Genomic DNA, 26,809 nt, shown 5'->3' on the forward strand with positions numbered 1-26,809 from the left:
GGAAAATCGATCAACAGGCCCGAGCCGATCGGCTTGACCTGACGTGCCAGCGAGCGCACCAATTGCGTCAGCGACTGGTCGATGCCTTTCTCGGCGTAGCTCAGGGCGATCCGGTAGGCCAGGGTGCCGCCCACCAGCCACAGCACCAGTTGCGGCAGCAACAGCCACAACAACAGCTGCCGTTTCAGTGACAAGCCATGGCCTGCCGCGCCCGAGGCGGTGGCCTCCCCCGCCAGCGTGTCTCCCGGACTCACGGCGGCGTCGACTCCAGCATGTAGCCCAGGCCGCGCACGTTGCGGATGTTGAGGCCGGAGTCAGCCAGCTTGCGCCGCAGGCGGTGGATATAGACCTCCAGCGCGTTCGAGCCAACGCCAGCGCCCGTGCCTTCGCCCGGCTCCGATTGCCAGGCGAGCAGCACATCTTCGCGGCTGATCACCTGACCGGCGTTGGTGACCAGCAGGGACAAGAGCGACCACTCACGCGGCGTCAGTTCCAGCGGCTCATCGCCGAGCCAGGCTTGCGGAACCTTGGCGTCCAGCCGCAGGCGGCGCGTGCCTTCGGCGGCCAGTTCCAGCGAACCGCCAAAAGCGGGCAAGCGGGCGCGCCGCAGCATGGCCCCCAAGCGCGCCTGCAGCTCGGCCATGCTGAACGGTTTGGTGAGGTAATCGTCCGCCCCGGCATTGAGACCTTGCACCCGGTCCTCGACCCCATCGCGCGCGGTGAGCACCAGCACCGGCAGCGCGGGCAGGCGACTGCGCAGCCAGCAGAGCACCTCCATGCCACTGATTTGGGGCAAGCCCAGGTCGAGCAGCACGCCATCAAAACGGGTTGACTCCAGCAAGGCCTGCGCGCGCTCGCCGTCGGGGGCAGACGTCACCGTGTGACCGGCCTGGGTCAACTGGGCGCTGAGCGCGTCGCGCAGCAACTCATCATCTTCAACGATCAACAAATGGGACATGGTCTGAGCATAACAAGCAAAGCTGGCGCCGCCCGGCCGCGCGCCGCGGCGAGGGTGGGGTGCTATGACAGGCTGGCTTTGACCGCCTGAACCCGCGCCAAATGAATCAATTCACCTATTTTTTGGCCGCTAGCCCCCGTCGCTATTGCCTCGGTAGCTATTGCTTCTGTAGCAATGCCTTGCGCGGCCGCCAAAGCTGCCAGCAGCCGGGACCGTTGCGGGTAGGGCGACTCGGCCAGTCCCAGCCGCCCGCGTGCATCGCACTCGCAGGCCAGCAAGATTTGTCCAAAGCGCTGCGGCTTGCGCAAGGCATCGCAGCGCTCGAGCAGGCGCACCAGCGAGGCCGCGTCAAAGTCGCCACTGCGGTGGATGTTGCTATGCTCGCGCGCCGTCACGTCAGCGAGTTCCCGGCATTCAGTGGGCAGGCGCAGGCGCTGCGCCAGGCCCTTGAGCAGTTGCGCGCTGCGCTGCTCATGCCCGAGGTGGCGCGGCAAGACATCAGCCGGTGTGTTGCCTTTGCCCAGGTCGTGCGTCAGGCAGGCCAGCCGCACCGGCAGCGCAGCACCCAGGCGCGCCGCCATGTCGAGCACCAGCATCAGGTGCGTGCCGGTGTCGATCTCAGGGTGGTAGTCGGCGCGCTGCGGCACGCCCCAGAGCTGGTTCACTTCCGGCAGGATACGGGCCAGCGCGCCACAGTCGCGCAGCACCTCGAACATGCGTGACGGCGTGGCCTCCATCAGCCCTTTGGCCAACTCCTGCCAGACCCGCTCGGGCACCAGATGATCGACCTCGCCGCTGGCCACCATGTCACGCATCAGTTGCAGGGTTTCCGGCGCCACGCTGAAATCAGGAAAACGCGCGGCAAGACGGGCCAGGCGCAGGATGCGCACCGGGTCTTCAGAAAAGGCGGCGCTGACGTGGCGGAACACTTTGTCGGCGAGGTCCTGCTGGCCGCGGAACGGGTCGACCAGGTTGGCGGGTTTTTGCCAGTCTGTTGGCGTTGTCGCATTCTTTAGATCAAATTGGCCTGTAGCCCGCGTGCAGTCTGCGTGAGCAGCTATTGCATTGATAGTCAGATCGCGCCGCGCCAAGTCGTCTTCCAGCGTCACCTCCGGCGCGGCGTGAATGGCAAAGCCGTGGTAGCCGGGCGCGGTCTTGCGCTCGGTGCGGGCCAGCGCATATTCCTCGTGGGTGTGCGGATGCAAAAACACCGGAAAGTCCTTGCCCACCGGCACAAAGCCCTGCGCGATCAGCTCGTCCGGCGTGGCGCCGACCACCACCCAGTCGCGGTCGGTCACCGGCAAGCCCAGCAGGGCATCGCGCACCGCACCACCGACCAGGTAGATTTGCATGTCAGCGCTTGAGCCGATACGGCTCTTCGAAGTCGAGAAAGTCCTGTTCTGCCAGCGCGCCGTCGATCCAGGCTTTCACGCCGGGCAGTGCCTGCACCCGCGCGACGTAGTCGGCCATCGCGGGCGCTAGCGGCAAGGCATAGGTGCTCAAGCGCGTGCAGATCGGGGCAAAGTAGGCATCCGCCACCGAAAAATCGCCAAACAGCATCGGCCCGCCGTGGGCTTTAAGTAACTCGTCCCACATGGCCACCAGCCGCGCCACGTCCGCGCGCACCGCGGGCTGGTCGCGCCAGATCAGGGCCCCGACCTCAGGCAGCCGCGCTTCGATGTTCATCGGGCAGTGGCTGCGCAGAGCTGTAAAGCCGCTGTGCATCTCGGCGCAGATGCTGCGGGCGCGGGCGCGCGCCGCCTTGTCACGCGGCCACAAGTGTTGGTCCGGGTATTGCTCGGCCACATATTCGGCAATGGCCAGCGTGTCCCACACCGCCAGATCACTATCGCGTAACACCGGCACCTTGCCGGTCGGCGTCAGGGCATTGACGGTTTTCTTGAAGTTGGAATCTGGCGTGAATGCGTCAAAGCGGACCTTGACCTCTTCAAATGGGATCTGCGCCTGCTTGAGCAGCACCCAGGGGCGCATCGACCAGCTGGAGTAGTTTTTGTTGCCGATGATGAGTTTGAGCATGTGATTCTCCAAAGCGTGGATGCTAGCAGCGCGGCTGCCGTGTTGTTTTTACTTGATTATTTTGATAGCGGATTGCGTATATTGGACGGGGGCTGGAGGTTAATTTTGCTTAAATTCATTTACGATTCTTCTGATACGGACCGGGTACTGCTATGTTGGATTTTTAAGTTATTTTTCCCCCACTCACTCCCCCGCCCTCTCCCGCCCCGCCGGGCGGAAGAGGGAGCCAACAGCCATATTTGGCCGCGTTTTTAAAGGTGGGAAAACTGGAGATCCAGGGCGCGCTGGCGTCAAAGTGACTGTATCGCCAGCAACAGACTGATCACCCGGGCTGCTGGCGTCCCGGTTGTCCGCTGTTGGTCCCAGTTGCTGCCGGTCGCACAATTTGGCATCAGGCGGTCAACTAATCGGATCGGTTTGTCCATAGCTTGCCACCGCTTCGCGGCCAGCGCGCAGTCAAGAACCAGTTTTCCCACCTTGATACACGCGGCCAAATGGAGCTCCCCTCTTTCGCCCGGCGGGGCGAGAGAGGGGTTGGGGGAGTGAGTGGAGGAAAAATCCCAGAAAAAAACCGTCGCCACAGTAGCCTCACCCCTCACCGAATCTGCACCCGACTGAGTCTCAAGGCAAGTCGGCATTGACCATTTGCATGCCGGGAACCAGTGGCCCCACCATCCCGAGCCGGCTTTTGAGCGACTGTGGCTGCCCGGAAATTAACGCCGCGTAGTTGGTGGTATTCGACAGGACTTTTTTCACGTAATCCCGCGTCTCGGTGAACGGCACGTTCTCGGCCCAGATGGCGGCTTCCAGCACCGGCGCCCCGGCTTGACCGCGCCAACTGCGCGGGCGCCCGGGCCCCGCGTTGTAAGCGGCGGCGGCCATCGGCATGGAACCGGCAAAGTCGTCCAGCACCAGCTTGAGGTAAGCGGTGCCGATGGCAATGTTGGTGTCACGGTCGCTGAGCTGTTGCGGTTTGAAATTGAGCAGACCGATCTTCCTGGCCGTCCAACTGGCCGTTGCCGGCATCACCTGCATCAGGCCCGAGGCACCGACACCGGAACGGGCGTCCATGATGAAGCGGCTTTCCTGCCGGATCAGGCCATAGACATAGGCCGGGTCGAGCCCGATTTGTGCCGTGCGCTGCAGTACTGCGTCCTTGTGCGGCATGGGAAAGCGCTGCGCAAAATCCATGACGTCTTTGGTGCGTTCACTGGTGTTGATGCAACGGTCCCACACTTCGTGCTGGCAGGCCAGGTCGGCCGCGGCCAGCAGTTCGCGATCGTTCATGCCACCGCGTTGGTGCAGATTGACGCTGTAGTTCCATTCCCGCACGCCCTCGCTGCGCAAGCCGATTTGAATCGCATACAGACTGCGATTGAGGCCGGGGTCAAGGCGGGCTGTATCCTTTTCTTCTTGCGTGAGTGGCTCGGGCCGGGCAGGCGCGCTAATGCGCTGGCCCAATTCTTCCAGCGCCAGTTGCTCGTAGAAGCCGCGCACGCTCGCAATGCTTTGCAGCAGGCGCCGGGCCTCGACCCGATCGGGTTCCGTCTTGGCTAATTTTTGCAGGGCGCGCGCGCGCCAATACGTCCAACTCGCCTCCTTGCTCTGCGTCTCGCTCATGGCCGCCGTGGCGGCGGCCACCTGCGCCCAGTCGCCCGCCCGCAGCGCCGCGCGCACCTTCCAGGCCAGTTGATCGTCTTGCATGTACCGGTCCTGGCCGTGCAGAAAATAGCCAAGCGCTTCATCGGACAGGCGCATGGCCGAGCGTTTGCCGATCACGCCCCAGACCCAACTGCGCTCTTCCTGGCTGAGCTGGGTTTTCCAGCGCAGTTTGTCAATCTCGATGGCGGCAGCAGCCGGGTCTTTGACGGCGAGGCGAATCATGGCCAGCGTGACCAGCTCTTTGGTGCGCAGCCGCAGTGCCAGCAGCTTGCCTTCCAGGTAGTGTTCGGGCCGGGTGTAGATGGCGCTGACCGTGTTGGCCCATTCGGCATTGAGCAGGCCCACCGCCTGGGTGGCAATGCGCAGGTTGTTGTTCTCAAAGCCCAGGCGCGCGCGCAGCCAGACCGTCTGGGGCTGGAGCTTTCTCGCATTGAGCTGCTGCTCTGCGGCGGCCGCACAGCCGACATCGGCGTCGCGCTGGGCCAGCCACAAGGCCTCAACTTGTTGTGCCACATCGCGATCGCTGGATTTGAAATCGGTCAACAGGGCATAGCACTGAACCGAGCGGTCATCCTTCATGCGGAAACTGGGGTATTCCGCCATGAAGGTGCCCCATTCCTGCCGTTGTCCGAGCAGCAACAACCAGTCGTTGCGCAGGCGGTCCTCCTGGTAGGTGCCGGCAAAGCGGTTCAGGAACTGCTGAATTTCAGCCGGCGTCGCGGTGTCCAGGCGAGCACGCAGCTCCCAGTAGGCGGCCCAGGGTTCCAGCGTATGACCCCGTGCCTGGGGCAGCAATTCAGTCAGACGACGGCTGTTGCCCTTTTTGAAGGCCTGGTTCATTTCCAGAATGTTGGCGTCCGACGCGACCGGGTTGCCAGCCATGGCTTGGGCCTGCGCCGGTGTATTTGCCGACAGGGTCAACACGCCCAGCAGCGCAATCGATGTCAGAATGGTAGAGAACTGCATGTGGAGATTATGGATAACTCTGATGAAAAGAAAGCGCTGGCCAAAAAAGCCCTGCGCAAACGCTTGGTTGAACAACGTCTGAATCTCCCGGATCGACTGCAACGCGCCAACCTGTTGCAGCGGGTGATGCGCATTTGGCTGGTGGGTCGCCCGGATGCCGTCATCGGTGCTTATTGGCCGATCAAGGGAGAATTCGACCCCTTGCCGGCACTGCACCGTTGGAAAGAGGACGGCGAACTGATCGACCAACCCCAACCTCGCATGATTGGACTGCCGGTGGTCGACAAAGTTCACAAAACCATGGCTTTCCATGCCTGGTACCCCGGTTGCCCGATGGAAGAAGACGCTTACGGCATCCCGAAACCGAAGGACACCCCGGTCATTGTGCCTACCTTGCTGTTTGTGGCCTGCGTGGGTTATGCCGCGGGCGGCTACCGGCTGGGCTATGGCGGTGGTTTTTATGACCGCATGCTGGCCGCGTTGATACCCCAACCGTTTACCGTCGGGCTCGGGTTTGCAACGAGTTTTTTGCCGGATTTTGAGCCCGAGCCGCATGACATACCGCTCGATGCGATCCTGAATGACCATGGGGTGGTGTGGCCGGTGTGAACTGGTTTTTGGTTTTTGGTTTTTGGTTTTTGGAGCAGGTTCTTTTCCTAAGACTCGACTTCTGGTTTTTCCGATTATTTAGCGATATTTCCCCCGCTCACTCCCCCCGCCCTCTCCCGCCCCGCCGCGCGGAAGAGGGAGCCAACCGCCACATTTGGCCGCGTTTTTGAAGGTGGGAAAACTGGTGATCCAGGGCGCCTTGGCCTCAAAGTGACGGTATCGCCAGCAACAGACTGATCACCTGGGCTGCTGACGTGCCGGTTGTTCGCTGTTGGTCCCAGTTGCTGCCGGTCGCGCCATTTGGCATTGGGCGATCAACTGGTCGGATCGGTCTGTCCATGGCTTGGCGCTCCTTCGAGGCCAGCGCGCAGTCAAGAACCAGTTTTCCCACCTTAAAAAACGCGGCCAAATGGAGCTCCCCTCTTTCGCCCGGCGGGGCGAGAGAGGGGTTGGGGGAGTGAGCGGGGGAAAAATAGGCAAAAAAAGCAATATCTGAAATCTGACGAACCCGCGAAAGAACTCAGTCAAAAAACTTCAGCCAAAAGACTCAACACTCCACAATATTCACTGCCAGCCCGCCGCGTGACGTTTCCTTGTACTTGGTTTTCATGTCGGCACCGGTCTCGCGCATGGTTTTGATGACCTTGTCGAGCGACACCACGTGCTGGCCATTGCCGGCCAGCGCCATGCGGGCCGCGTTCACGGCCTTGACCGCACCCATGGCATTGCGCTCAATGCACGGCACCTGCACCAGGCCACCGATGGGGTCGCAGGTCAGGCCCAGGTTGTGCTCCATGCCGATTTCGGCGGCGTTTTCAATCTGCTCGGGGCTGCCGCCCATTACCGCTGCCAGCCCGGCGGCCGCCATGGAACAGGCGACGCCGACCTCGCCCTGGCAACCGACTTCGGCGCCGCTGATCGACGCGTTGAGCTTGTACAGCATGCCGATGGCAGCAGCGCTCATCAAGAAATTGATCACCGCCTCGTCAGCGCTGTTGTACCCAGCGGCATCGGTGTGAACCGAGCGCCCGTGCTGGCTCAGCACAAAGCGGTCGCAGTAGTGCAGCACCGCCGGAATAACCCCAGCCGCGCCGTTGGTCGGCGCCGTCACCACGCGCCCGCCTGCGGCGTTTTCTTCATTCACGGCAAAGGCATAGACATTGACCCAGTCCAGCACCGACAGCGGGTCCGCCAGCGCCTGCTCGGCGCGCGCGCGCAACTGGGCCGCCAGCACCGGGGCGCGGCGTTGCACCTTGAACGGACCGGGTAGCAGGCCCTGCGCACTCAAACCGCGCTGCACGCATTCGCGCATGACGCGCCAGATGTTGAGCAAGCCGGCGCGAATGTCATCGTCGCTGCGCCAAGTGCGCTCGTTGGCCCACATAAGTTCGCCAATGCTCAGGCGCTGCTGCCGGCAAGTCGCCAGCAGCTCTGCCCCCGAGGTGAAGGGGTAAGGCACTTTCTGGTACTCGCTCAGCACGGCCTCGTTGGAGGCGCCTGCGGTCACCACAAAACCGCCACCGACGCTGAGGTACCTGGCCTGGTGCAGCAACTGGCCCTGCGCGTCCACCGCACTGAACTTCATGCCATTGGGATGTTCGGCCATCGCTTCGCGGCGGTACAAAAGCAAGTGTTCCATTTCCTTGAACCCAATGGGCTTGAGCCCCAGCAGCGCCAGTGTCTGCCCGGCCCGCACCGCCCGGATCAGGCCGGGTATGGCCTCGATATCGACGGTGTCAGGCGCGTGCCCCATCAAGCCGAGCATGACCGCCACGTCGGAGCCGTGGCCTTTGCCGGTGGCCCCAAGGGACCCATACAACTCGCAGGTCACCCCCTGGGTGGCCTCAAACCAATGTTCGCGCTCCAGCGTCTGGGCAAACAGGCGCGCCGCGCGCATCGGCCCCACCGTGTGCGAGCTGCTCGGTCCGATACCAATCTTGAAGAGATCAAAAACGCTGATGGCCATGGGCTGATCTTATGCGGATGTGAGCAAGCTTCAACGTCCGGCGGCCAACAACGAAAGCGCATCCGCCTCGTAGCTTTGCAGCGCTTTGATGGCGGCGAGTCGCTGTGCCGATGTGGTGCTGTTGTGCAGATCAGCCAGGGTCTGGCAGGTTCCCTGCGCCGCGATTTCCTGCTGCGTTCGATAGACCGCATCGGGCGACCTGACGGTGCGCCCCAGCCAGGCGTGCAGCGCGGCCCGGACCGACGTGCCGTTGGGTGCGCCGCTCTGGACTTGGCGCAAGGTTTGCAGCACGTCCTGATGGCGGCGCCGGCTCTCACGTTCACGCAGATCCGCGTCGAACGGCAAGGCCGCAACCCGCTCACGCAGCAGCGCCAGTTGCGGCTCCTCCAGGTTGCCATAAAGCATTTCGGCGCGGTCCGCCAGCTGTTTGACGCGCCGCGCGTTGCGCTCCTCAAGAGAAACCGTCAACCATTGGGCACGCCATTTCTCGCTGCGCTTGTCGAGTTGGCGCTGCAGGTGGACGAGCTGCTCTGGCGTCAATGTCGGCGCCAGCGCGGCGATGCTGGGTTCGGCCTGATCAAGGAGTGCCTGCAGCCGGGGTTTGAGTTCGCCGTAGACCTCGCACAGCTGGCTGGGTGTGACCGTAGCAGGTGCCAGCCGCTGCAACTTCTGCAACAGATTGACGTAGCGCGGCAGCTCGCTCTGGCGATGCCAGGCCTGCAGCGCTGCCAGATCGGTGCGCACCTGGAATGACTGCGGGTCGTTGAAGTCCAGGAAACTGTCGAGCCACCAGTAGCTCAACTCGGGCGCGCTGCTGTAGCCCAGCTTGAGCGCGCTGCAACCCGATAACAACAGGGCCGGCAGCAACGCCCAGAGCAAAGCCCGCAGTCCCCGCGCAAGCACCGTCGGCAGCCCGCCGATAATGTGAAAAAATTGATCGTATCGGGCGGGAGAACGAATGGAAACAGGCATGAGTGATATTTCAAAAATAAAACCAGTGGCGACTGCCGTGGACGTGGTCATCATGGCCGCTGGCAAGGGGACGCGCATGAAGAGCAAACTGCCCAAAGTGTTGCACCTTTTGGCCGGACGCGCACTCTTGCAGCATGTGGTCGATACGGCAGCGCAACTGTCAGCCCGTCAGGTGGTGGTCATCACCGGACATGGCGCTACTGAAGTAGAAGCAGCTCTCTCAGGTAACACGGGGGCTACAGGCCAATTTGACCTAAATTTTGTGCGCCAGGAGCCGCAACTGGGTACTGGTCACGCGGTGCAGCAAGCGGTACCGCTGCTGCGCGACGACGGTATCGTGGTGGTGCTGTCGGGCGACGTGCCTTTGACGCAGGCGGGCACCTTGCAGCACCTGATCGCCGCTGCGGGCGCTGACAAGCTGGCGCTGTTGACCATCGATTTTGCCGACCCCACGGGTTACGGCCGCATCGTGCGCCGGGGTGATGTGGTGCAGGCCATCGTCGAGCAGAAGGACGCGACGCCTGTGCAGCGTGAGATCACTGAGGTCTACAGCGGCATCATGGCGCTGCCCGCCAGACAGCTCAAAGCGTGGCTGGCGCGGCTGGACGACCAGAACGCCCAAGGCGAGTATTACCTGACTGACATCGTGAAATTCGCCGTGGCCGATGGGGTGCCGGTGGTGGCGCACAAGATCGCCGATGCGACCCAGGTCGCGGGCGTCAACAGCCCGGTCCAACTGGCTGAATTGGAACGCGCTTATCAAAAACAAACAGCCTTGCATCTGATGGAACAAGGCGTGCGCCTGGCGGACCCGGCGCGGCTGGACGTGCGCGGCCAACTGATCTGCGCGCCAGATGTGTCAATTGATGTCAACTGCGTCTTTGAAGGCGTGGTGAGATTGGGCGAAGGCGTAAGAATTGGCGCCAACTGCGTAATCAGAAATGCAGAAATTGCCGCCGGAGCCGTGATTCATCCGTTCACCCACATTGAAGGCGGCCAACCCGGCAGCAAGGACGCGGTGGAAATCGGCGCCGGCGCCTTGATTGGCCCGTTTGCCCGCCTCAGGCCCGGTGCCAAACTGGGCGAGGCGGTGCATATTGGCAACTTTGTCGAGGTGAAGAATTCGACGCTGGCCAAAGGCGCCAAGGCCAACCATCTGGCCTATCTGGGCGACGCCACTGTCGGCGAGCGGGTCAACTATGGCGCCGGCTCCATCACCGCCAATTACGACGGCGCCTTCAAACACCGCACCGTGATTGAAGCCGATGTGCACATTGGCAGCAATTGCGTGCTGATCGCGCCGATCACACTGGGTGCTGGCGGCACTGTGGGCGGTGGTTCCACCCTGACCAAAGACACGCCACCGGGGGCACTCACCGTGGCACGGGCGAAGCAGGTCAGCATCGCCAACTGGAAGCGGCCAAGCAAATGAGCACAAGCCCCCGGCCCGCTGATGCTTCCGGGCCGGCCGCTGGGCTTGAGAGTCTTGCGCAGGAACTGGCGCAGGTGCGTGCCGAGTTCCAGGACTTTGTTCACACCGTGTCGCATGACCTGCGTGCACCGTTGCGCCACATCACTGCGTTCACCAGGATCATCGAAGAAGACCTGCCCGACCCGCCGCCTGACATCTTGGGGCACCTGGCCACTGTTCGACAATCAGCGCAGTTGCTGGACCAGCAACTCAATGGACTGACGATGCTTTCAAGGCTGGGGCAGCACTGCCTGCAGTTGCAGGCAGTGGATGTGTCGGCGTTGGTACAAGCGGTAGCTGATGAATTGACACAACGCCTACCCGCGCGCGCCGTCACCTGGCAACTGGCGCAAGACGCGCCGCTGGTGTGGGCGGATGCCGATCTGCTGCGCCAAGTGTTCACGCATCTGCTGGACAACGCGCTCAAGTTCAGCCGCAGTCGCGAGCCCGCGCAGGTCACCGTCTCGTGGCAGGTGGCTGCGCCAAGTGACGCAGCTCAGACTGCACAGGCAGGTCAATGCCGCATCAGCGTGACTGACAACGGCGTCGGCTTTGCGCCGGATCAAGCAGGGAAATTGTTCAAGGTATTTGCCAAGCTGCACCCAACGCGGGACTTCGAAGGCCTCGGCCTCGGCCTGGTCTGCAGCCGCAAAATCATGCAACAAATGCAGGGCAGCATTGGCATCGCAGTCACCCTGGATGGTGGCTGCTGCGTCAGCCTCAGTCTGCCCCTGGCACCTCAAACGCCCTAGCCTTTGGCCACTGATTTCACGGTGCCACAGGCAGCGCCACCCGCGCCCCAAATTTGCTGCGTTTGACACTGAAAAACGTCTTGACGTTGCGCACATTGGCATCCGCCGTGAATAAGCGCTGCGCCAGCGCCAAATAGTCAGGCATCTGTGCGACCTGCACCACCAGGCAAAAATCTGGCCCCGGTGATACGCGGTAACACTGCTGCACCGCATCTTCCAAGGCGACCCGCTGTTCAAACGCTTCAAGCGCCTGGTTGTCCTGGTGGTCCAGTGTGACCTCTGCGAGCGCACACAGGCCAAAGCCCGCCACGTCCGCCAGCCGGTCCACGCTGAGTACCGCGATCACCCGCTCGATCAATCCCGCGTCGCCCAGCCGTTTGACCCGGCGCAAACAGGTCGGTGGCGACACATGCACCCGCGCCGCCAGGTCCTGATTCGTGAGCGAGGCATCGATTTGCAACTGCGCCAGCAGCTGCAAATCGATTGAATCAAGGTTGGCGTGTTCCATTTTCCAATTATCAGTGCAATGTTTCGATGGTTTTGGCATCACCGCTCAACGCGCCACGGGGCGCTTAAGCAACCACTGATGCCACTTGGGCCACAGCAGATTCAGCGCCAGGCCACCCATGACCAGCGCGGCGGCACTGAGCTTCCAGCTCGGCAAGCCTTCACCCAGCCAAAACGCGGCGCCGCCCATGCCAAACAACGGCACCAGCAGCGCCATCGGCGTGATGGTGGCGGCCGGGTAGCGCGCCAGCAGCCAGCCCCACGCGGCGTAACCAAACAGCGAGTTGCCCCAGGCCTGCCATGCCACGGCGGCCCAGACCCCTGTATCGGCGTTGCGCAGGGCCAAGGCCACCGCATCCCAGCCTTCCATCCACAAGGAAAGCGCGGCCAGCGGCGGCACGGCGAACAGACTCGACCACACGACATAGGCCACCATGTTGACGCGCCCCGCCTCGCGCGCCACGATGTTGCCACCGGCCCATGACAGCGCGGCCAGCAGGATCAGCGCCAGCCCCAGCAGCGTGGTGCTGCCATCGGTATGCAGCACGATGATGCCAATGCCGCCAGTGGCCAAGGCCAAGGCCAGCCACTGCATGCGCTGCAGCTGTTCGCCCGCGAGTCGCATCGCCAGAGCGATGGTGAAGAACACCTGAACCTGAATGACCAGCGAGGCCAGGCCGGGCGAAATATGACCCTTCATGGCCACAAACAGCAGGCCAAACTGGCCGACGCCAATCAGCAGGCCGTAAGCGGCCAGGTTGCGCCAGGGCACCTTGGGACGCGGCAAAAAGAACACCGTCGGCAGCACAACCACGGCAAAGCGCAAGGTCGCAAACAGCAGGGGCGGCATCTGGCCCAGCGCGAGCTTGATGACGACAAAATTCGTTCCCCAGACCGCGACGACGGCCAGGGCCAGTAAGAAATGTCGCAGTGAAAGCGTGTGGCTCATGACTTGATTGACAGCCACGCCGCCTCACCGCATGCATGACATCGGCCGAAGCAATTCGCCTCAGCACGCGTGCGCAGGCGACCTCTCAGGCTTTGGGCGCGGCCGCGGCATGGCGGCGGCGCTCCAGCCAGGCCTGCAATTCTCCGACCACGCCTTTGCGGAAGGCCAGCACACACAGCACAAAAATCACGCCGATGATGACGTTGACCCAGGAGCCGACCTTGTCAGCCAGTGTGTCTTGCAGCGAGATCACAATGCCCGCACCCATCACCGGGCCGAAGAAGGTTCCGACGCCCCCGAGCAGCGTCATCAAGATCACTTCACCCGACATCGTCCAGTGCACGTCGGACAAGGTGGCAAAACCCATGATCAGTGCCTTGAGCGAGCCGGCCAGTCCAGCCAGGGCGGCCGACAGCACAAAGGCCAGCAGTTTGTAGCGGTCCACCTGGTAGCCCAGCGAAATCGCGCGCGGCTCGTTTTCACGGATCATCTTGAGCACCTGGCCGAACGGCGAATGGACGATACGTGAAACGGCCAGAAAGCCCGCCACAAACACCGCCACTACCAGGTAATACATGGCAGTGTCGGACTGCAACGAAAACAGGCCGAACAGCGCGCCGCGTGGCACGCCCTGCAGCCCATCCTCTCCCCCGGTAAAGGGCGCCTGCAGGCAGACAAAATAAATCATCTGCGCCATCGCCAGGGTGATCATGGCGAAATATATGCCCTGACGCCGGATCGCTACAAAACCAACCACCAGGCCGATCAGGCCCGCACCAACAACGCCGGCAGCAATGCCCAGTTCCGGCGTAAAGTTCTGCGACTTGATGAAATAACCCGTGATGTACGCCGCCGAGCCAAAAAAAGCGGCGTGGCCAAAAGACAGCAAACCGGTAAAGCCCAGCAACAGGTTGAAGGCACAGGCAAACAGCGCGAAGCACAGCAGCTTCATGACAAACACCGGGTAGAGCCCGAGCATGGGTGCGACCAGCGCGAGGATCAGCAGCGCGATGTAGGTGATTCGAAGGAGTTTGGCGGCTTTGGTCATCTGCTTGCTGTGAGTAGGGGGGTTCATGGCGCTGCTCATGGCTCAGGCCTCCTTGCCGAACAGGCCGGCCGGTCTGATCATCAGGACGATCACCATGATGATGAAGACCACGATACTGGAAGCTTCGGGGTAGAACACCCGTGTCAGCCCTTCGATCACACCCAGGCCCAGGCCCGTCAGAATGGAGCCCATGATGGAGCCCATGCCACCGATGACCACCACAGCAAACACCACAATGATCAGGTTCGAGCCCATCAGCGGGTTGACCTGGATGATGGGCGCGGCCAGCACACCGGCCAGCGCGGCCAGCGCGGCACCGGCGCCGTAGGTCAGCATCACCATCAAGGGTACGTTGATGCCAAAGGCTTGCACCAGCGCGGCATTCTCGGTGCCTGCGCGCAGGTAGGCGCCCAGTCGTGTGCGTTCAATCAGGTACCAGGTGCCCAGGCACACTGCCAACGACACCAGCACCACCCAGGCGCGGTAATTGGGCAGCACCATAAAGCCCAGGTCGGTGGCGCCCGACAGCAGTTCGGGCACGTTGTAATTCTGGCCCGACACGCCATACAACTCGCGGAAAATACCCTCGGCAATCAGTGCCAGACCCAGCGTGAGCAGCAGGCCGTAAATCGGGTCAATCTTGTACAGATGTTTGAGAAAGAGCCGTTCAATCACGACACCGAGCGCGCCCACCGTCAACGGTGCCAGCACCAGTGCATACCAGTAGTTGATATCAAATTTATCGAGCATGATCCAGGCGGCAAAGGCGCCCAGCATATAGAGTGCGCCGTGCGCAAAGTTCACGATGCCGAGCAGGCCAAAGATCACCGCCAGCCCTAAGCTGAGCATCGCGTAAAACGCGCCATTGACCAGGCCCAGCATCAGCTGGCCCAGAAAAGCTTGATGGGGAATACCGAAAATTTCCATGGAGGCCCGTTAGTTCATACCTTGAAATGGCAAAAAATTGGCCGGCCGCCCAGACGGCCGGCCCCTCAAGTCAACCTATTTTTTGATCAACGCGCATTTGGATTCGGCCGCTGTGGTGAAGGCCTGATCGCCTGGAATCTTGGCGACCACTTTGTAGTAATCCCACGGTGTGGTTGATTCCTTGGCCGACTTGACCTGGAACAGGGTCATGTCGTGGATCATGCGGCCGTCCGCGCGGATCTGGCCTTTGTTGTAGAAGTCGTCGATCTTCATCGCCTTCAGAGTGGACATCACTTTGTCCGCGTCCGTTGTGCCAGCGGTTTGCACGGCCTTGAGGTAGTTCATCGCAACCGAGTAGTCGGCGGCTTGCAAGCTCGACGGCATGCGCTTGTACTTGTCAAAGAAACGTTTAGCAAACTTCCGGGACGCGTCGTCCTGGTTCCAGTACCAGCTGTCAGCGAGTTGCAGGCCTTCGGTATTGGCCAGTCCCAGACTGTGCACGTCGTTGATGAACACCAGCAGGCCGGCAATCTTCATGGTCTTGTTGACACCAAATTCCTTGGCGGCCTTCATCGCATTGGTGAAGTCGCCGCCGGCATTGGCCAGCCCCAGAATCTGGGCTTTGGAGGACTGCGCCTGCAGCAGGAAGGAGGAGAAGTCAGACGCATTGAGCGGGTGACGAACTGCACCAAGGACGGTACCGCCATTGGCCTTGACCACGTTGGAGGCATCGCCTTCGAGTGAATAGCCAAACGCGTAGTCGGCTGTCAAAAAGAACCAATTTTTGGCACCTGCCTTGACCAACGCCGTGCCAGCCACCTTGGCCAGCGACACCGTGTCATACGCGTAGTGCACCGTGTAAGGCGAGCAGGCCTCATTGGTCAGGCGGGCAGAGCCGGCGCCAATGACCATGAAGGGACGCTTCTTTTCCTCAGCGACCTTGGCCATCGCCAGTGCCGTGCCGGAGTTGGTGCCGCCAACCAGCATCGACAGACCATCCTTGTCGATCCATTCACGTGCTTTTGCGCTGGCAATGTCCGCTTTGTTCTGGTGGTCGGCGGTCAGCACTTCGATCGGACGGTTGAGCACCTTGCCGCCAAAATCCTGCGCTGCCCACTTGATCATTTCACCGCCGGCTGGGCCGTCGATGTCGGCATAGACACTGGACATGTCGGTGATGAAACCGATTTTTACGGGGCCGGTATTCTGTGCCGATGCGCCAAGGCTGAAACCAATGGCCATGGCGGCAACGAGAGTCTTGAGTTTCATAGTGTCTCCTGGTAGATAGTTAGTTGTTGAGAAACGGGAAAAATTGACAAGTGTTTTGGCTTGAGCAAGTGTTAAACGCCTAGATATTCCTGCAGCATGCCCATGTTGTGGGTCAACTCGTTTTGCGCAAACTGCTTCACGATGACACCGTGCTCCATCACGTAGAAGCGGTCGGCCAGCGGTGCCGCAAAGCGGAAGTTCTGCTCGACCAGCACGATGGTGTAGCCCTTGGCTTTGAGCGTCAGAATCATCTCGGCCAGCTTTTGCACAATGACAGGTGCCAGGCCTTCCGAGATCTCGTCGAGCAGCAACAGCCGCGCGCCGGTTCGCAGAATCCGCGCCACCGCCAGCATTTGCTGCTCACCGCCCGACAGGCGCGTGCCAGGGCTGGCGGCGCGCTCCTGCAGGTTGGGAAACATCGCGTAAATCTCGTCGACGCTCATGCCGCCCGGTGCCAGCGTGGGTGGCAACATCAGGTTTTCTTCGGCCGTCAGGCTGGCAAAAATGCCGCGCTCCTCCGGGCAGTAGCCGACGCCCAGGTGCGCCACCTTGTGCGGTGCCAGCTTGACGGTCTCGACGCCATTGATCTTGATCGAGCCCTTGCGGCTGCCGGTCAGGCCGACAATGGCACGCAGGGTGGTGGTGCGCCCGGCACCGTTGCGCCCCAGCAGCGTCACGACCTCGCCTTCGTTCACGCTCAAATTGACGCCATGCAGAATGTGGGACTCGCCGTACCAGGCGTGCAGGTCTGCGATGCGAAGCAATTCCTTACTCATTCATGTGCACCCTGCAGTTCAGTGTCAACGGTGCCCATGTAGGCTTCAATCACCAGCGGATTCTTGGCTACTTCGGCGTAGGGGCCGTCGGCAATGATGGCACCGCGTTGCAGCACCGTGATGCGGTCGGCAATCTTGGCGACGACATTCATGTTGTGTTCCACCATGAGGATGGTGCGGCCTGTCGACACTTTTTTGATCAGTTGGGTCACGCGGTCCACGTCTTCATGGCCCATGCCCTGCGTGGGTTCGTCCAATAGCATCAACTCGGGCTCCAGCGCCAGTGTCGTGGCCAGCTCCAGCGCGCGCTTGCGGCCGTAGGGCAAATTGACGGTCATCTCATCGGCAAAATCTTGCAGATCAACATCGGTCAGCAACTGGCGGGCCTGGTCATGCAGGTGAATCAGCGTGCTTTCGGCTTTCCAGAAGTGAAACGAAGTTCCCAGATTGCGCTGCAGTGCGGCGCGCACGTTTTCCAGCACCGTCATGTGCGGAAACACGGCCGAGATCTGGAACGAGCGAACAATGCCGCGGCGTGCCGTTTGCGCGGGCTTCTCAAACGTGATGTCGGCGCCATTGAACAAGATGCTGCCGGTGGTCGGCTGCAAAAATTTGGTCAACAGGTTGAAAAAGGTGGTCTTGCCAGCGCCGTTGGGGCCGATCAGCGCGTGGATGTGACCACGGCGAACCTTCAGGTCCACATGGTTGACCGCCACGAAGCCCTTGAATTCTTTGGTCAAACCACGGGTCTCAAGAATGAACTCCACTGACAAATTACTCTCCGGCTGACTGGTCCAAGTTGACAGACGCACAAGTCGTCAACACGAAAATGAATGCTAACGAGTTGCATTGCGCCGCGTGAGGGGGTAAGCACCTAGGTAGTTTTACTGGTCCTGCGCAAGAATCGACCGATTTATCCCTTATCCGGTCGTAGCACCCCTCTTGGCTGGTGGCCTTCACAAAAAGGAATCAGGTGAGGAGAGATTTTATTTCATAATGTACTTTATTACGACATAATTACAATATTTCACGTATTTATGTAATATTATTTCATAATACGTATACTATTAATCACAAATTTCTTATGACAACTCGTACCATAGTTGACTAATTTTTGGAGCAGTCTATGTGCGGCATCGTCGGCGCGGTATCCAACCGCAACATCGTTCCCATCCTGGTGCAGGGCTTGGCCCGGCTGGAGTACCGCGGCTATGACTCCTGCGGTGTCGCGGTGTATGCCAACGGCTTGCAGCGTGCCCGCAGCACGGCTCGCGTCGCCGAGCTGGCCGAGCAGGTCAGCACCAGTCACCTTGAAGGCAGCACGGGCATTGCCCACACCCGCTGGGCCACGCACGGCGCCCCCGTGGTGCACAACGCGCACCCGCACTTCAGCCATGGGCCTGGCGCGGATGCCTACAGCCGCCCCGGGCGCATTGCGTTGGTACACAACGGCATCATTGAGAACCATGACCAGCTGCGTGCCCTGCTGCAGGCCAAAGGTTATGTGTTTCAGAGCCAGACCGACACCGAAGTCATCGCCCACCTGATCGACAGCCGCTACGACGGCGATCTGTTTGAAGCCGTCAAGGCCGCGCTGGAGCAGTTGCGCGGCGCCTACGCCATTGCCGTTTTCTGCAAGGACGAGCCACAGCGGCTGATTGGCGCGCGGGCCGGCTCGCCGCTGATTCTGGGCGTTGGCCAGGACAGCCAGGAGCACTTTTTGGCCAGCGATGCGATGGCACTGGCGGGTGTGACTGACCAGATTGTTTATCTGGATGAAGGCGACGTCGTCGACATTCAGCTTGGCAAATACTGGCTGTTTGACAAACAAGGCAAACCGGTACCGGCGGCGCAGCGTCCGGTCAAAACCGTGCACGCGCACAGTGGTGCGGCCGAGCTGGGACCGTATCGCCACTTCATGCAGAAGGAGATTTTTGAGCAACCGCGCGCCATTGCCGACACCCTGCAAGGCGTCGATGGCATCGTGCCAGAACTGTTTGACCAACAGATGAACCATGCGCCAGGCAGCAACGCGGCGAATGTTTTCAAAGAGATTGACTCGGTGCTGATCCTGGCCTGTGGCACCAGCTACTACAGCGGTTGTACCGCCAAGTACTGGCTGGAGAGCATTGCCAAGATCCCGACCCAGGTCGAAGTGGCGAGCGAATACCGCTACCGCGAGTCAGTGCCCAACCCCCGCACCCTGGTCGTCACCATCACCCAGTCCGGCGAAACCGCGGACACCTTGGCCGCGTTGCGCCACGCGCAAAGCCTGGGCATGACGCACACACTGACCATCTGCAACGTGGCCACCAGTGCCATGGTGCGCGAATGCGAACTCACCTACATCACCCGCGCCGGCATCGAAATTGGCGTGGCGTCGACCAAGGCCTTCACCGCGCAGCTCGCTGGTTTGTTCTTGCTGACGCTGGCGCTGGCCCAAGCCAAGGGCCGCTTGAGCGAGCTTGAGGAAGCGCGCCACCTCAAAGCGATGCGCCATTTGCCCGCCGCCCTGCAAGCCGTGCTGGCGCTGGAGCCGCAAGTGATTGCCTGGTCTGAAGACTTTGCAAAAAAAGAAAATGCGCTCTTCTTGGGTCGTGGCCTGCATTACCCAATCGCCCTGGAAGGCGCACTCAAGCTCAAGGAAATCAGCTACATCCATGCCGAGGCCTACCCTGCGGGTGAACTCAAGCATGGCCCGCTGGCGCTGGTGACCAGCGCCATGCCGGTGGTCACGGTGGCGCCCAATGATGCACTACTAGAAAAACTCAAGAGCAATATGCACGAGGTGCGCGCCCGTGGTGGCGTGCTTTATGTGCTGGCCGACGCGGATAGCCACATTGAGTCGGGTGAAGGCATTCACGTCATACGCATGCCCGAACATTACGGCGAACTCTCGCCGCTGCTGCATGTGGTGCCCTTGCAGCTGCTGGCCTACCACACGGCTTGCGCCAGAGGCACGGATGTCGACAAGCCGCGCAATCTGGCCAAGAGTGTGACCGTGGAGTAGATTCGCTAGCTCCCTGTGTCCGTATTCCGTGCAATTAAAGTCGTAAACAGGGGCCTAGCATCCATGCGGGTTTGCGGGTTGTGGAATTGAAACGACACATTTCTAAAGTCGTAAACAAGATATTGGTCTTGGGTTCATTCGGCAGTGGTTCATCCGCCGAATGAACCTGTCACCTGCAGGAGCACCCAATCATCCGAGCGGAATCTCCCAACAGTTTTTAGACGCAGGCCGTCAATCCCTTCGCTTTGCCCAACGATCAGCATCAGGATAGCGTCGGAGTTCAAGGCAGATTTGGCAACCAGCCTTGCCATCGCGTCTACGTCGTCCAAGGAAGTCTGCGGGACACTTTCTGCATGGGTATGCCAATCACCCAGGTAAAGGTGACCCGTTCGGGCGTGCCGTTCGATCGCGCTTTGGGCTGCTTCCGGGTTTGATCGGTAGTGATATCGACCGCGACCATCATTTTTATATAACCCTGTTGCGACAGAAATAGTTACCTCATCGGTCGTTATAGACCCAAAGAGTTGCCCACCAGCTTCGGACGACTGTGGACGTATTTGTCGATGCTTGCGCACATGCTGGATCGCCGTCGGTCCGATTCGCACAACCTGCGTGAACCCGGGCATCGCGCGATGACTTGACCTACCGGCTGGCGCATACGAAGGATGTCGCGAATTCCTAAAGCCACGGATGCTCCGTGACGCTTTTGTTCTCTGTAAATGAGGGGAGCACAATCCCTCCCCTTCGGCTGGCATCATCGGCATCCCCTTGCCACACCCTGCGCATTGACTTCGAAACCCTGCCGGTAAAAACATCAAGGGCGACACCAGCCGCGAGTCCGACGGTGGCTTGTAGCTCAACAGCTCCGTGAGGCTGGAAGACGTTGCCGCAGCCAGCCTCAACGGCGAAGGGTTCCACCCAAGCACAGACATGGACCGGGGGCTTTGCTAAGCCGGTGCGCCAGTGATCCAGCGCGGCATCGCCGTCGATGTCAATGCCAGCGCTTATGACGACGTCGCACTCAGCGAGCTTTTGCAGATCGGCAGTGCACAAAGCCTGAAACCGATGAGGGAAAGCATCGGCACTTTTGATGTGAGGGAAGTCCTCCTTGAGCATTTTCGCCGTGGCCACCGCTTTGTTTTTGCCAGTAAATCGTTGCCCTAAAACATGTCGGGAAGTGTTGTGCCCGGCAAGGTCGTCGCCGTCCACCAATATGCAAGCGCCAAGACCGACCTGCGCGAGCAGACGAGCGATTGCCGCCCCAAGTGCGCCACAGCCAATGAAGGCGATCTTGCGCTGCGCCAGCGATTGGTATTGTTCATTTTGATCGCGGCCGTGTATCCAAGCGCCGTCAACGCGCGAAACAGGACATCGGATAGCGGAGGCACGCAACATCGGCAGCGAGGAACCGCTGGAGGTACTGGTTAGAGAACCGGTTCCTCAAGCGCCTGTGGCGCGTGGCGCTTCAACAGCCGGCCGGCGCGCGCCTGCACCCGGGCTTCACCGGTATCGCCAGCGTTTGCGTTATAGGCCAGCGCGCCATTGACGAATACTTTTTCAATGCCTTCAGATAGTGCAATCGGGTTTTCGTAGGTCGCCACGTCGCGAACCCTGGTCGGGTCCAGCACCACCACGTCGGCGTGCCAGCCCACCTGCAACTGCCCGCGCTGATGTAGCCGGAAATTGCGGGCCGAAAAGCCGGTCATTTTGTAGATGGCTGTTTCCAGCGGAAAAAGTTGTTGCTCTCGCCAGTATCGCGCCAGCACGCGCGGAAATGCGCCCCACAGCCGCGGATGCGGATGCTGGTCATGCGGCAAACCGTCGGAGCCAATCATGCTCAATGGGTGGGCAATGACTCGCTTCACGTCATCCTCGTGCATCTGGAAATAGCAGGCTCCGCCTGGCTGCAGCCGGCGGCAGACGGTTTTTTGGTCAACGCCCCACTCGGCGGCAATGGAAGCCAAAGTGCGGCCCGTCATTTCAGGATGCGGCGTGGACCAGTTCACGAGAACGTCGATCACGCCATCAACGAGGTCCTCACGCAGCACGGTGGAGCCCGCCACGTAGGGGTAAACGTCCATGGCCACAGGCTGGCGGCTGGCGAGCGACTCAATCAGCGGCAGGGTTTCCTGCGTGCGCCCCCAGTTGGCCGGGCCTGCACATTTGTGGTGCGAAATGATCAACGGAACGCTGGCGCGAAAGGCTGTGTCGCCGGCCTCATGAAGCGCTTCGATGATGGCCTGCATCTCGCTGCGCAGGTGGCTGCTGTAGACGCCACCAAAGCGGGAGACCACCTGGGCCAGACGAACCACTTCTTCCGCAGGCGCGGCAAAAGCCTGCTCATAAAAAAGGCCCGACGACAGGCCGGCCGCGCCAGCTTCCATGCAGTGCGTGAGCAGCGCACACATGGCGTCGAGCTCGCTGGCGCTGGCTGCGCGGGTCAGGTCGTCCATGCAGGCAAAACGCAAGGTGGTGTGGCCAATCAGCGCCGCCACATTGACCGCTGGCTGTGCGGCTGCCAGTGCGCGCTCATAACTCTCCACTGAATCAAACCGGAATGAATCGGCACCGAGCAGATTCAGCGGCGGCTCGGCCTTCTCCACCATAAAAGGCGCCAGCGAAATGCCACAATTGCCGGTGATGACGGTGGTAATGCCCTGAGAGACCTTGGGCAGCATATCGGGGTGCTTGAGCACGATGGCATCGTCGTGCGTGTGCACATCGATGAAGCCAGGGGTGATGGCCAAGCCGCTGCAATCGATGCAACTCACCTCTTCAAGCCTCAGACCCTCCGGCAACTGGTGGCGCAGATCCTTGCCCAGCGCCGCAATGCGGTCGCCCACCAGCAGCACATCGCCGATCCAGCCGCCGGCACCTGTGCCATCAATCGCCAGACCATTCTCCAGCAGAGTAGCGCGCGTCATTTGAGTTTTCTTTCGTTGAGTTTGAGTTTGCTTTCATTGACTGCGGCTGCCGTATCCCAATCTAGCCTGGCGTAGTGCCGCATGTCCACACCGCGCGTACTCAGCACTTTACGCACGCCACCCAGACGCGTGACGGCCAGATCCCCCAGCCGCTGCGCCACCAGCACCGTGACGATTTCAATCACGGTGAGGTGTACCAGATAGGCCTCGGTACCCACATGCATGACCGGATCTTCCGGGACATGGATGCCCAGCACAATGTCGGCGTGCTCAGCCAGTGCGGTCCCCTGCTGGGTCAGGGCAATCACCGTGGCGCCTTGGGAGCGGGCAACGTCCACGGCTTCGATCAGCGAGGGCATGCCGCCGACATGCGAAATGGCAAACACCACGCCCTGGGTACCTAGGGTGGCCGCCGACACCAGCTGCAAATGAATGTCCAGATAAGCATTGGAGACCAACCCCAACCGGAACAGCCGGGCTTGCATGTCGGACGCCATGAAGCTGGAAGTCACGCCCACGCTGTAACAATCCACGCGGCTGGCGCGAACGATGGCGTCGGCGGCCGCTTCGACTGCCGCCACACTGAGCTGAGCCTGCACACCGCTGACCGCGGTGGCAGCGCCCCTGATGACCTTGGAGATAACTTCCTGGGTACCGTCATGGAGCTGCACCCGGCGATGCAGGGGCGAACCGCTGACGGCCATTTCCTGCGCCAGCGCGAGCTTGAACTCGCGCAGGCCCGGGTAGCCCAGGTCACGGCAGGTGCGCATGACGGTGGGCACCGAACTGCCCGCCCGGTGCGCCAACTGCTCAAAACTCTCATCCAGCACACGCTGTGGGTCCTGCAGGATTATGGCAAGCACGCTACGCCTGGAGGTCGGCGCGTTTCCCATGGTCTCGGCAATTCTTGCAAGAACTTTTGAAGTCATGAAGGGATCATGTGGTGAATTGGATTGACGTGAGCGAAGACTGGTCACGAAAAATCAGAAACAGGTCACGAGGGCATCGCAAACCACATAGTTTTCATCAACCACTGGCATCCACCGCCATTTGTCAAACGTGGTGCAGGGGTGCGATATTCCCAGTGCCACCAGATCGCCAACCTGCAGCGCAGCATGCTCGGGGCCGGTGCCACGCAAATAGGCATGCTGGTCGTTCAGGCCCCCGATCTTCCAGTCGGCGGGCGCATCCGTGATGGCTCGGTCGCCGGGTTTGAAAAAGCCGAGCGGGATGGGCAAATCAAGGTCGTAGGAAATGTCGCGCTTGCCCACTGCGAGGATCACCAGACCGGGCTCGGGGCAGGACTGCACCGAAGCCCATACTTCCATCGCCGCCTGCAGGCCGTCGCGGCAGTGCAGACGCGAATTGACCGCGCTGACCATGCGTTTGTAAAACCCGTGATCGTGCGTCACGTAGCAGCCCGATCGCAGCAGGCCGCGCACCGGCCGCGAAAGCTGGGGCCTGAGCCGGCTCGCCACCAGGTCAAAAATCGCCGAGCCGCCAGCCGTGACCAGCACCTCCTCGTTGTCGAAAAAATGCTGCTGGTCACAGGCGACGGCAATGTCGCAAACGCGCTGCATCAGCGCCGCGGCATACACCTCATCCGCCGCTGATTGCCCGGTCGCGCCCAGGCCTTCGTAGCACTCGATGCCGACCAGACGGCATGCCGGGCTGTCATGGAGGCGCCGGGCCAGCGTCAACGCATCTTGCTGGCTGCGGCAACCAGTACGACCGCCCTCGACGCCGATTTCCAGCAGGACCTCAAAAGGCCGCACGGCTGCCTGGGAGTCGCTCTGCGACAGATACCAGGCTTCAATCAACGCCAGTTGCGCCACCGAGTCCACCAGAAATGCCACGCGCAGTCCGGCGTGTTCACGCTGCATGTCCTGGATGCCGGCCAGGTCAAGTGCGGCAAACACCTGATTGGCGATCATGCAACGGCGCGCACCCGCTGATACACCGGCACGCACCTGAACCACGGTGGCAAAGGTCAGGCCCCAGGCCCCCTCGTCCAGCTGGCGCTTGAGAAGCTGGGGCGACATGGTGGTTTTGCCGTGCGGGGCCATGTCAAGGCCGTGGTCGACAGCGAAGCGCTGCATCCACGACAGGTTGTGCTGCAGCGCCTGCTGCTTGACGAGTGCCAGCGGCAGCGGCAGATCACCGTCAAGCACGCGCCAGTGCTGAGCGGCAATTTGCGAGCGGCGCAAGGGCGGGCTGGTGTGCGGGAAGCCCTTGAAAGAGTGGTCAATCTGCGGGTCGAGAATGTCTTGTAAAGTGGTCATGAATGAGTCCTTTTTATTACGCCGTCACCAGCGCGATGTCATCGCGGATGCAGGCTTTGAAACGGCCCTGTCCCATGTCCCGCAATTCGGGGCGGACGCCAGAGCAGGCGTCGATCGCGTGCGGGCAGCGGGTACGGAACACGCAACCGGAAGGCGGGTTGACGGGGCTGGGCATGTCGCCCTTGAGCGCAATGTGCTCGCTTTTTTGCTCGGGGTCGGGCTTGGGTGAGGCGGCCAGCAGCGCCTGGGTGTAGGGATGCAAAGGCCGCGCAAACAGCTCGGCCGTAGGCGCCACTTCCATCACGCGGCCCAGGTACAGCACCACCACGCGGTCGCACAGGTACTCCACCACATCTAGGTCGTGCGAGATGAACAGCATGGTCAGCGACAGGCGGTCGCGCAGGTCGCACAGCAGGTTGACCACCTGCGCCTGTATTGACACGTCCAGCGCGGACAAGGGCTCGTCAGCCACGATGAACTCAGGCTCAACTGCGAGGGCTCGGGCCACGCCAATGCGTTGGCGCTGGCCACCGGAAAATTCATGCGGATAGCGGCTGGCATGCTCGACACGCAGGCCAACCAGTTCCAGCAATTCGACGATGCGTTGATTCCTGGCCACCTTGCCTTTGGCTAGGCCGTGCACCTGCAAGGCCTCCCCCAGAATATCCTTCACGCGCATTTTCGGATTCAGGCTGGCGTAGGGGTCCTGAAAAATCATCTGCAGCTTGCTGCGCAGGGCGCGCATGCGGGAACTTGATGCCGCCCCGAGGTCTTCTCCCCGGTACAGCACCTGGCCCGACGTGCTCTCAATCAGCCGCAGTAATGTGCGGCCAATGGTGCTTTTCCCAGAGCCCGATTCCCCGACCAGCCCCAGCGTTTCACCGGGTTGGATGGAAAAAGATACATCATCTACAGCACGCACCGGCTTGGCAGACGCGCCAAAGTAGCGATGCAGATTCTTGACTTCAATCAGTGGCGCGCTCATGCGGTCTCCAAAGGCACAATTGCAGTTTCAGAGACGAGGATGCAGCGCGCGGTACGCTGCGGTCCAGCGCTTTCCAATGCGGGCATGGCTTCCTTGCACGCCGCCAGGGCATGGTCGCAGCGCGGCTCAAACGCGCAGCCCGGCGGTGGCGCCAGCGGGCTGGACACCTGGCCGCGAATGGCATAGAGGCGCCGCTTGCCGCCGTCACCGGCCAGCTCGCGCTTACGCTGCTGCGCCGGCAGGCAGGCCAGCAAGCCCTGCGTGTAGGGGTGCTGGGGCGAGGCAAAGAGTTCCCTCACAGGGGCAGCTTCGACAATGCGTCCCGCATACATCACCGCCACATCATCGGCGTGGTGGGCCACCACCCCCAAGTTGTGCGTGATGAACAGGATGCTCATGCCGGTCTCAGTCTGCAGGCGGCGCATCAGCTCCAGAATCTGCGCCTGGATGGTCACATCAAGTGCCGTGGTCGGCTCGTCGGCAATCAGCAAGGTCGGATTGCAGGCCATGGCCAGCGCAATCATCACGCGCTGGCGCATGCCGCCTGACAGTTGGTGCGGATACTCGTGCAGCCGCTGTGCCGCAGCCGGTATCTCGACCAGTTCCAGCATGCGCTGGGCGTGCGCCAGGGCCGCCGCGCGGTCCAGCCCCATGTGCAGGCGCACCGACTCGGCAATCTGCTCCCCCACCGTGAAGACGGGGTTCAGGCTGGTCATGGGCTCCTGGAAAATCATCGCAA

25 protein-coding genes are annotated in these 26,809 nt (G+C 61.3%); 4 read left to right on the top strand and 21 right to left on the bottom strand.

The genetic code is table 11. The features are described 5' to 3' along the window. The 5 genes from GZ093_RS12115 to GZ093_RS12135 form a co-directional block, all read right to left on the bottom strand. Window positions 1–254: sensor histidine kinase N-terminal domain-containing protein (locus tag GZ093_RS12115; RefSeq protein ID WP_296486224.1), on the bottom strand; the 254-nt coding region annotated here is incomplete at its 3' end. Beyond that, complete coding sequence (locus tag GZ093_RS12120) at window positions 251–958, bottom strand: response regulator transcription factor (protein ID WP_296486226.1); 708 nt, start codon at window positions 956–958, stop codon at window positions 251–253. The genes GZ093_RS12120 and GZ093_RS12115, both read right to left, overlap by 4 nt. Window positions 959–1,020: 62 nt before the next feature. After that, complete coding sequence (locus tag GZ093_RS12125; protein WP_296486227.1) at window positions 1,021–2,310, bottom strand: multifunctional CCA addition/repair protein; 1,290 nt, start codon at window positions 2,308–2,310, stop codon at window positions 1,021–1,023. A gap of 1 nt (window position 2,311) precedes the next feature. Continuing rightward, a complete protein-coding gene (locus tag GZ093_RS12130; protein ID WP_296486230.1) occupies window positions 2,312–2,995 on the bottom strand; it encodes a glutathione S-transferase family protein in 684 nt (227 codons plus the stop codon). A 621-nt stretch (window positions 2,996–3,616) separates the two neighbouring features. Next, window positions 3,617–5,539: a lytic transglycosylase domain-containing protein gene (locus GZ093_RS12135; protein ID WP_296486265.1), complete on the bottom strand. Its 1,923-nt coding sequence runs from the start codon at window positions 5,537–5,539 to the stop codon at window positions 3,617–3,619. Window positions 5,540–5,659: 120 nt separating this feature from the next. On the opposite strand from GZ093_RS12135, the gene GZ093_RS12140 reads away from it, so the two are divergent. Continuing rightward, the gene (locus GZ093_RS12140) at window positions 5,660–6,232 is read left to right on the top strand and encodes a 5-formyltetrahydrofolate cyclo-ligase (RefSeq protein WP_296486267.1); all 573 of its coding nucleotides are present in this window, start codon (window positions 5,660–5,662) and stop codon (window positions 6,230–6,232) included. A 547-nt stretch (window positions 6,233–6,779) separates the two neighbouring features. Here GZ093_RS12140 and GZ093_RS12145 read toward each other — a convergent pair. Both GZ093_RS12145 and GZ093_RS12150 read right to left on the bottom strand, forming a co-directional pair. Next, entirely contained in the window at window positions 6,780–8,198 is a 1,419-nt protein-coding gene (locus GZ093_RS12145) for an L-serine ammonia-lyase (protein ID WP_296486231.1), read from the bottom strand. A 30-nt stretch (window positions 8,199–8,228) separates the two neighbouring features. Continuing rightward, window positions 8,229–9,170 carry a DUF6279 family lipoprotein gene (locus tag GZ093_RS12150; protein ID WP_296486233.1) on the bottom strand — a complete coding sequence of 314 codons (942 nt, stop codon included), beginning with the start codon at window positions 9,168–9,170 and terminating at the stop codon, window positions 8,229–8,231. Between GZ093_RS12150 and glmU the strand changes: the two genes are divergently transcribed. After that, window positions 9,169–10,602 (top strand): bifunctional UDP-N-acetylglucosamine diphosphorylase/glucosamine-1-phosphate N-acetyltransferase GlmU, encoded by a 1,434-nt coding sequence (glmU, locus tag GZ093_RS12155; protein ID WP_296486235.1) that lies wholly within the window; start codon window positions 9,169–9,171, stop codon window positions 10,600–10,602. The two genes, GZ093_RS12150 and glmU, sit on opposite strands and share 2 nt — an antisense overlap. Further along, window positions 10,599–11,393, top strand: coding sequence for an ATP-binding protein (locus tag GZ093_RS12160; RefSeq protein WP_296486237.1), 795 nt, complete (start codon window positions 10,599–10,601; stop codon window positions 11,391–11,393). Before glmU ends, GZ093_RS12160 begins: the two co-directional genes overlap by 4 nt. A 16-nt stretch (window positions 11,394–11,409) precedes the next feature. Here the strand turns inward: GZ093_RS12160 and GZ093_RS12165 are convergent, their stop codons facing one another. The 7 genes from GZ093_RS12165 to GZ093_RS12195 all read right to left on the bottom strand — a co-directional run bounded on the left by GZ093_RS12165 (window position 11,410) and on the right by GZ093_RS12195 (window position 17,642). Continuing rightward, window positions 11,410–11,901, bottom strand: coding sequence for an Lrp/AsnC family transcriptional regulator (locus tag GZ093_RS12165; RefSeq protein ID WP_296486238.1), 492 nt, complete (start codon window positions 11,899–11,901; stop codon window positions 11,410–11,412). 45 nt (window positions 11,902–11,946) lie between these two features. Beyond that, complete coding sequence (locus GZ093_RS12170; RefSeq protein WP_296486239.1) at window positions 11,947–12,849, bottom strand: EamA family transporter; 903 nt, start codon at window positions 12,847–12,849, stop codon at window positions 11,947–11,949. Between the two features lie 85 nt (window positions 12,850–12,934). Further along, window positions 12,935–13,897, bottom strand: a complete 963-nt coding sequence (locus GZ093_RS12175; RefSeq protein WP_296486269.1) for a branched-chain amino acid ABC transporter permease — start codon at window positions 13,895–13,897, stop codon at window positions 12,935–12,937. Window positions 13,898–13,939: 42 nt separating this feature from the next. After that, window positions 13,940–14,824: a branched-chain amino acid ABC transporter permease gene (locus GZ093_RS12180; RefSeq protein WP_296486242.1), complete on the bottom strand. Its 885-nt coding sequence runs from the start codon at window positions 14,822–14,824 to the stop codon at window positions 13,940–13,942. A gap of 75 nt (window positions 14,825–14,899) precedes the next feature. Then, window positions 14,900–16,093, bottom strand: a complete 1,194-nt coding sequence (locus GZ093_RS12185) for an ABC transporter substrate-binding protein (protein ID WP_296486245.1) — start codon at window positions 16,091–16,093, stop codon at window positions 14,900–14,902. 71 nt (window positions 16,094–16,164) lie between these two features. After that, the gene (locus GZ093_RS12190) at window positions 16,165–16,869 is read right to left on the bottom strand and encodes an ABC transporter ATP-binding protein (RefSeq protein ID WP_296486247.1); all 705 of its coding nucleotides are present in this window, start codon (window positions 16,867–16,869) and stop codon (window positions 16,165–16,167) included. After that, complete coding sequence (locus GZ093_RS12195) at window positions 16,866–17,642, bottom strand: ABC transporter ATP-binding protein (RefSeq protein ID WP_296486249.1); 777 nt, start codon at window positions 17,640–17,642, stop codon at window positions 16,866–16,868. Before GZ093_RS12195 ends, GZ093_RS12190 begins: the two co-directional genes overlap by 4 nt. A gap of 353 nt (window positions 17,643–17,995) precedes the next feature. Between GZ093_RS12195 and glmS the strand changes: the two genes are divergently transcribed. Next, complete coding sequence (gene glmS / locus GZ093_RS12200) at window positions 17,996–19,879, top strand: glutamine--fructose-6-phosphate transaminase (isomerizing) (protein ID WP_296486251.1); 1,884 nt, start codon at window positions 17,996–17,998, stop codon at window positions 19,877–19,879. 149 nt (window positions 19,880–20,028) lie between these two features. Here glmS and GZ093_RS12205 read toward each other — a convergent pair whose 3' ends face one another. The 7 genes from GZ093_RS12205 to GZ093_RS12235 form a co-directional block, all read right to left on the bottom strand. Then, window positions 20,029–20,643 carry a Mov34/MPN/PAD-1 family protein gene (locus tag GZ093_RS12205; RefSeq protein ID WP_363260694.1) on the bottom strand — a complete coding sequence of 205 codons (615 nt, stop codon included), beginning with the start codon at window positions 20,641–20,643 and terminating at the stop codon, window positions 20,029–20,031. Next, entirely contained in the window at window positions 20,558–21,274 is a 717-nt protein-coding gene (locus GZ093_RS12210) for a ThiF family adenylyltransferase (RefSeq protein WP_296486255.1), read from the bottom strand. Before GZ093_RS12210 ends, GZ093_RS12205 begins: the two co-directional genes overlap by 86 nt. Before the next feature lie 29 nt (window positions 21,275–21,303). After that, on the bottom strand, window positions 21,304–22,803 hold the full coding sequence (locus tag GZ093_RS12215) for a D-aminoacylase (RefSeq protein ID WP_296486257.1): 1,500 nt from the start codon (window positions 22,801–22,803) through the stop codon (window positions 21,304–21,306). Further along, entirely contained in the window at window positions 22,800–23,732 is a 933-nt protein-coding gene (locus GZ093_RS12220; protein ID WP_296486258.1) for a MurR/RpiR family transcriptional regulator, read from the bottom strand. Before GZ093_RS12220 ends, GZ093_RS12215 begins: the two co-directional genes overlap by 4 nt. A 54-nt stretch (window positions 23,733–23,786) precedes the next feature. Further along, entirely contained in the window at window positions 23,787–25,085 is a 1,299-nt protein-coding gene (locus GZ093_RS12225; RefSeq protein ID WP_296486260.1) for an amino acid deaminase, read from the bottom strand. 16 nt (window positions 25,086–25,101) lie between these two features. Then, on the bottom strand, window positions 25,102–26,070 hold the full coding sequence (locus tag GZ093_RS12230; protein WP_296486261.1) for an oligopeptide/dipeptide ABC transporter ATP-binding protein: 969 nt from the start codon (window positions 26,068–26,070) through the stop codon (window positions 25,102–25,104). Further along, on the bottom strand, window positions 26,067–26,809 hold a 743-nt coding region (locus GZ093_RS12235; RefSeq protein ID WP_296486262.1), incomplete at its 5' end, for an ABC transporter ATP-binding protein. The genes GZ093_RS12235 and GZ093_RS12230, both read right to left, overlap by 4 nt.

It is taken from the genome of Rhodoferax sp., assembly GCF_010365055.1.
In the GTDB taxonomy this organism is placed as follows: domain Bacteria; phylum Pseudomonadota; class Gammaproteobacteria; order Burkholderiales; family Burkholderiaceae_C; genus Rhodoferax.

Excerpts from the sequence above, each read along its gene's own strand:
- GZ093_RS12120 (WP_296486226.1), bottom strand. The coding sequence starts at position 958 with ATGTCCCATTTGTTGATCGTTGAAGATGATGAGTTGCTGCGCGACGCG.
- GZ093_RS12125 (WP_296486227.1), bottom strand. The coding sequence starts at position 2,310 with ATGCAAATCTACCTGGTCGGTGGTGCGGTGCGCGATGCCCTGCTGGGC.
- GZ093_RS12130 (WP_296486230.1), bottom strand. The coding sequence starts at position 2,995 with ATGCTCAAACTCATCATCGGCAACAAAAACTACTCCAGCTGGTCGATG.
- GZ093_RS12135 (WP_296486265.1), bottom strand. The coding sequence starts at position 5,539 with ATGGCTGGCAACCCGGTCGCGTCGGACGCCAACATTCTGGAAATGAAC.
- GZ093_RS12145 (WP_296486231.1), bottom strand. The coding sequence starts at position 8,198 with ATGGCCATCAGCGTTTTTGATCTCTTCAAGATTGGTATCGGACCGAGC.
- glmU (WP_296486235.1), top strand. The coding sequence starts at position 9,169 with ATGAGTGATATTTCAAAAATAAAACCAGTGGCGACTGCCGTGGACGTG.
- GZ093_RS12150 (WP_296486233.1), bottom strand. The coding sequence starts at position 9,170 with ATGCCTGTTTCCATTCGTTCTCCCGCCCGATACGATCAATTTTTTCAC.
- GZ093_RS12160 (WP_296486237.1), top strand. The coding sequence starts at position 10,599 with ATGAGCACAAGCCCCCGGCCCGCTGATGCTTCCGGGCCGGCCGCTGGG.
- GZ093_RS12165 (WP_296486238.1), bottom strand. The coding sequence starts at position 11,901 with ATGGAACACGCCAACCTTGATTCAATCGATTTGCAGCTGCTGGCGCAG.
- GZ093_RS12170 (WP_296486239.1), bottom strand. The coding sequence starts at position 12,849 with ATGAGCCACACGCTTTCACTGCGACATTTCTTACTGGCCCTGGCCGTC.
- GZ093_RS12175 (WP_296486269.1), bottom strand. The coding sequence starts at position 13,897 with ATGACCAAAGCCGCCAAACTCCTTCGAATCACCTACATCGCGCTGCTG.
- GZ093_RS12180 (WP_296486242.1), bottom strand. The coding sequence starts at position 14,824 with ATGGAAATTTTCGGTATTCCCCATCAAGCTTTTCTGGGCCAGCTGATG.
- GZ093_RS12185 (WP_296486245.1), bottom strand. The coding sequence starts at position 16,093 with ATGAAACTCAAGACTCTCGTTGCCGCCATGGCCATTGGTTTCAGCCTT.
- GZ093_RS12190 (WP_296486247.1), bottom strand. The coding sequence starts at position 16,869 with ATGAGTAAGGAATTGCTTCGCATCGCAGACCTGCACGCCTGGTACGGC.
- glmS (WP_296486251.1), top strand. The coding sequence starts at position 17,996 with ATGTGCGGCATCGTCGGCGCGGTATCCAACCGCAACATCGTTCCCATC.
- GZ093_RS12205 (WP_363260694.1), bottom strand. The coding sequence starts at position 20,643 with ATGCCGATGATGCCAGCCGAAGGGGAGGGATTGTGCTCCCCTCATTTA.
- GZ093_RS12210 (WP_296486255.1), bottom strand. The coding sequence starts at position 21,274 with ATGTTGCGTGCCTCCGCTATCCGATGTCCTGTTTCGCGCGTTGACGGC.
- GZ093_RS12215 (WP_296486257.1), bottom strand. The coding sequence starts at position 22,803 with ATGACGCGCGCTACTCTGCTGGAGAATGGTCTGGCGATTGATGGCACA.
- GZ093_RS12220 (WP_296486258.1), bottom strand. The coding sequence starts at position 23,732 with ATGACTTCAAAAGTTCTTGCAAGAATTGCCGAGACCATGGGAAACGCG.
- GZ093_RS12225 (WP_296486260.1), bottom strand. The coding sequence starts at position 25,085 with ATGACCACTTTACAAGACATTCTCGACCCGCAGATTGACCACTCTTTC.
- GZ093_RS12230 (WP_296486261.1), bottom strand. The coding sequence starts at position 26,070 with ATGAGCGCGCCACTGATTGAAGTCAAGAATCTGCATCGCTACTTTGGC.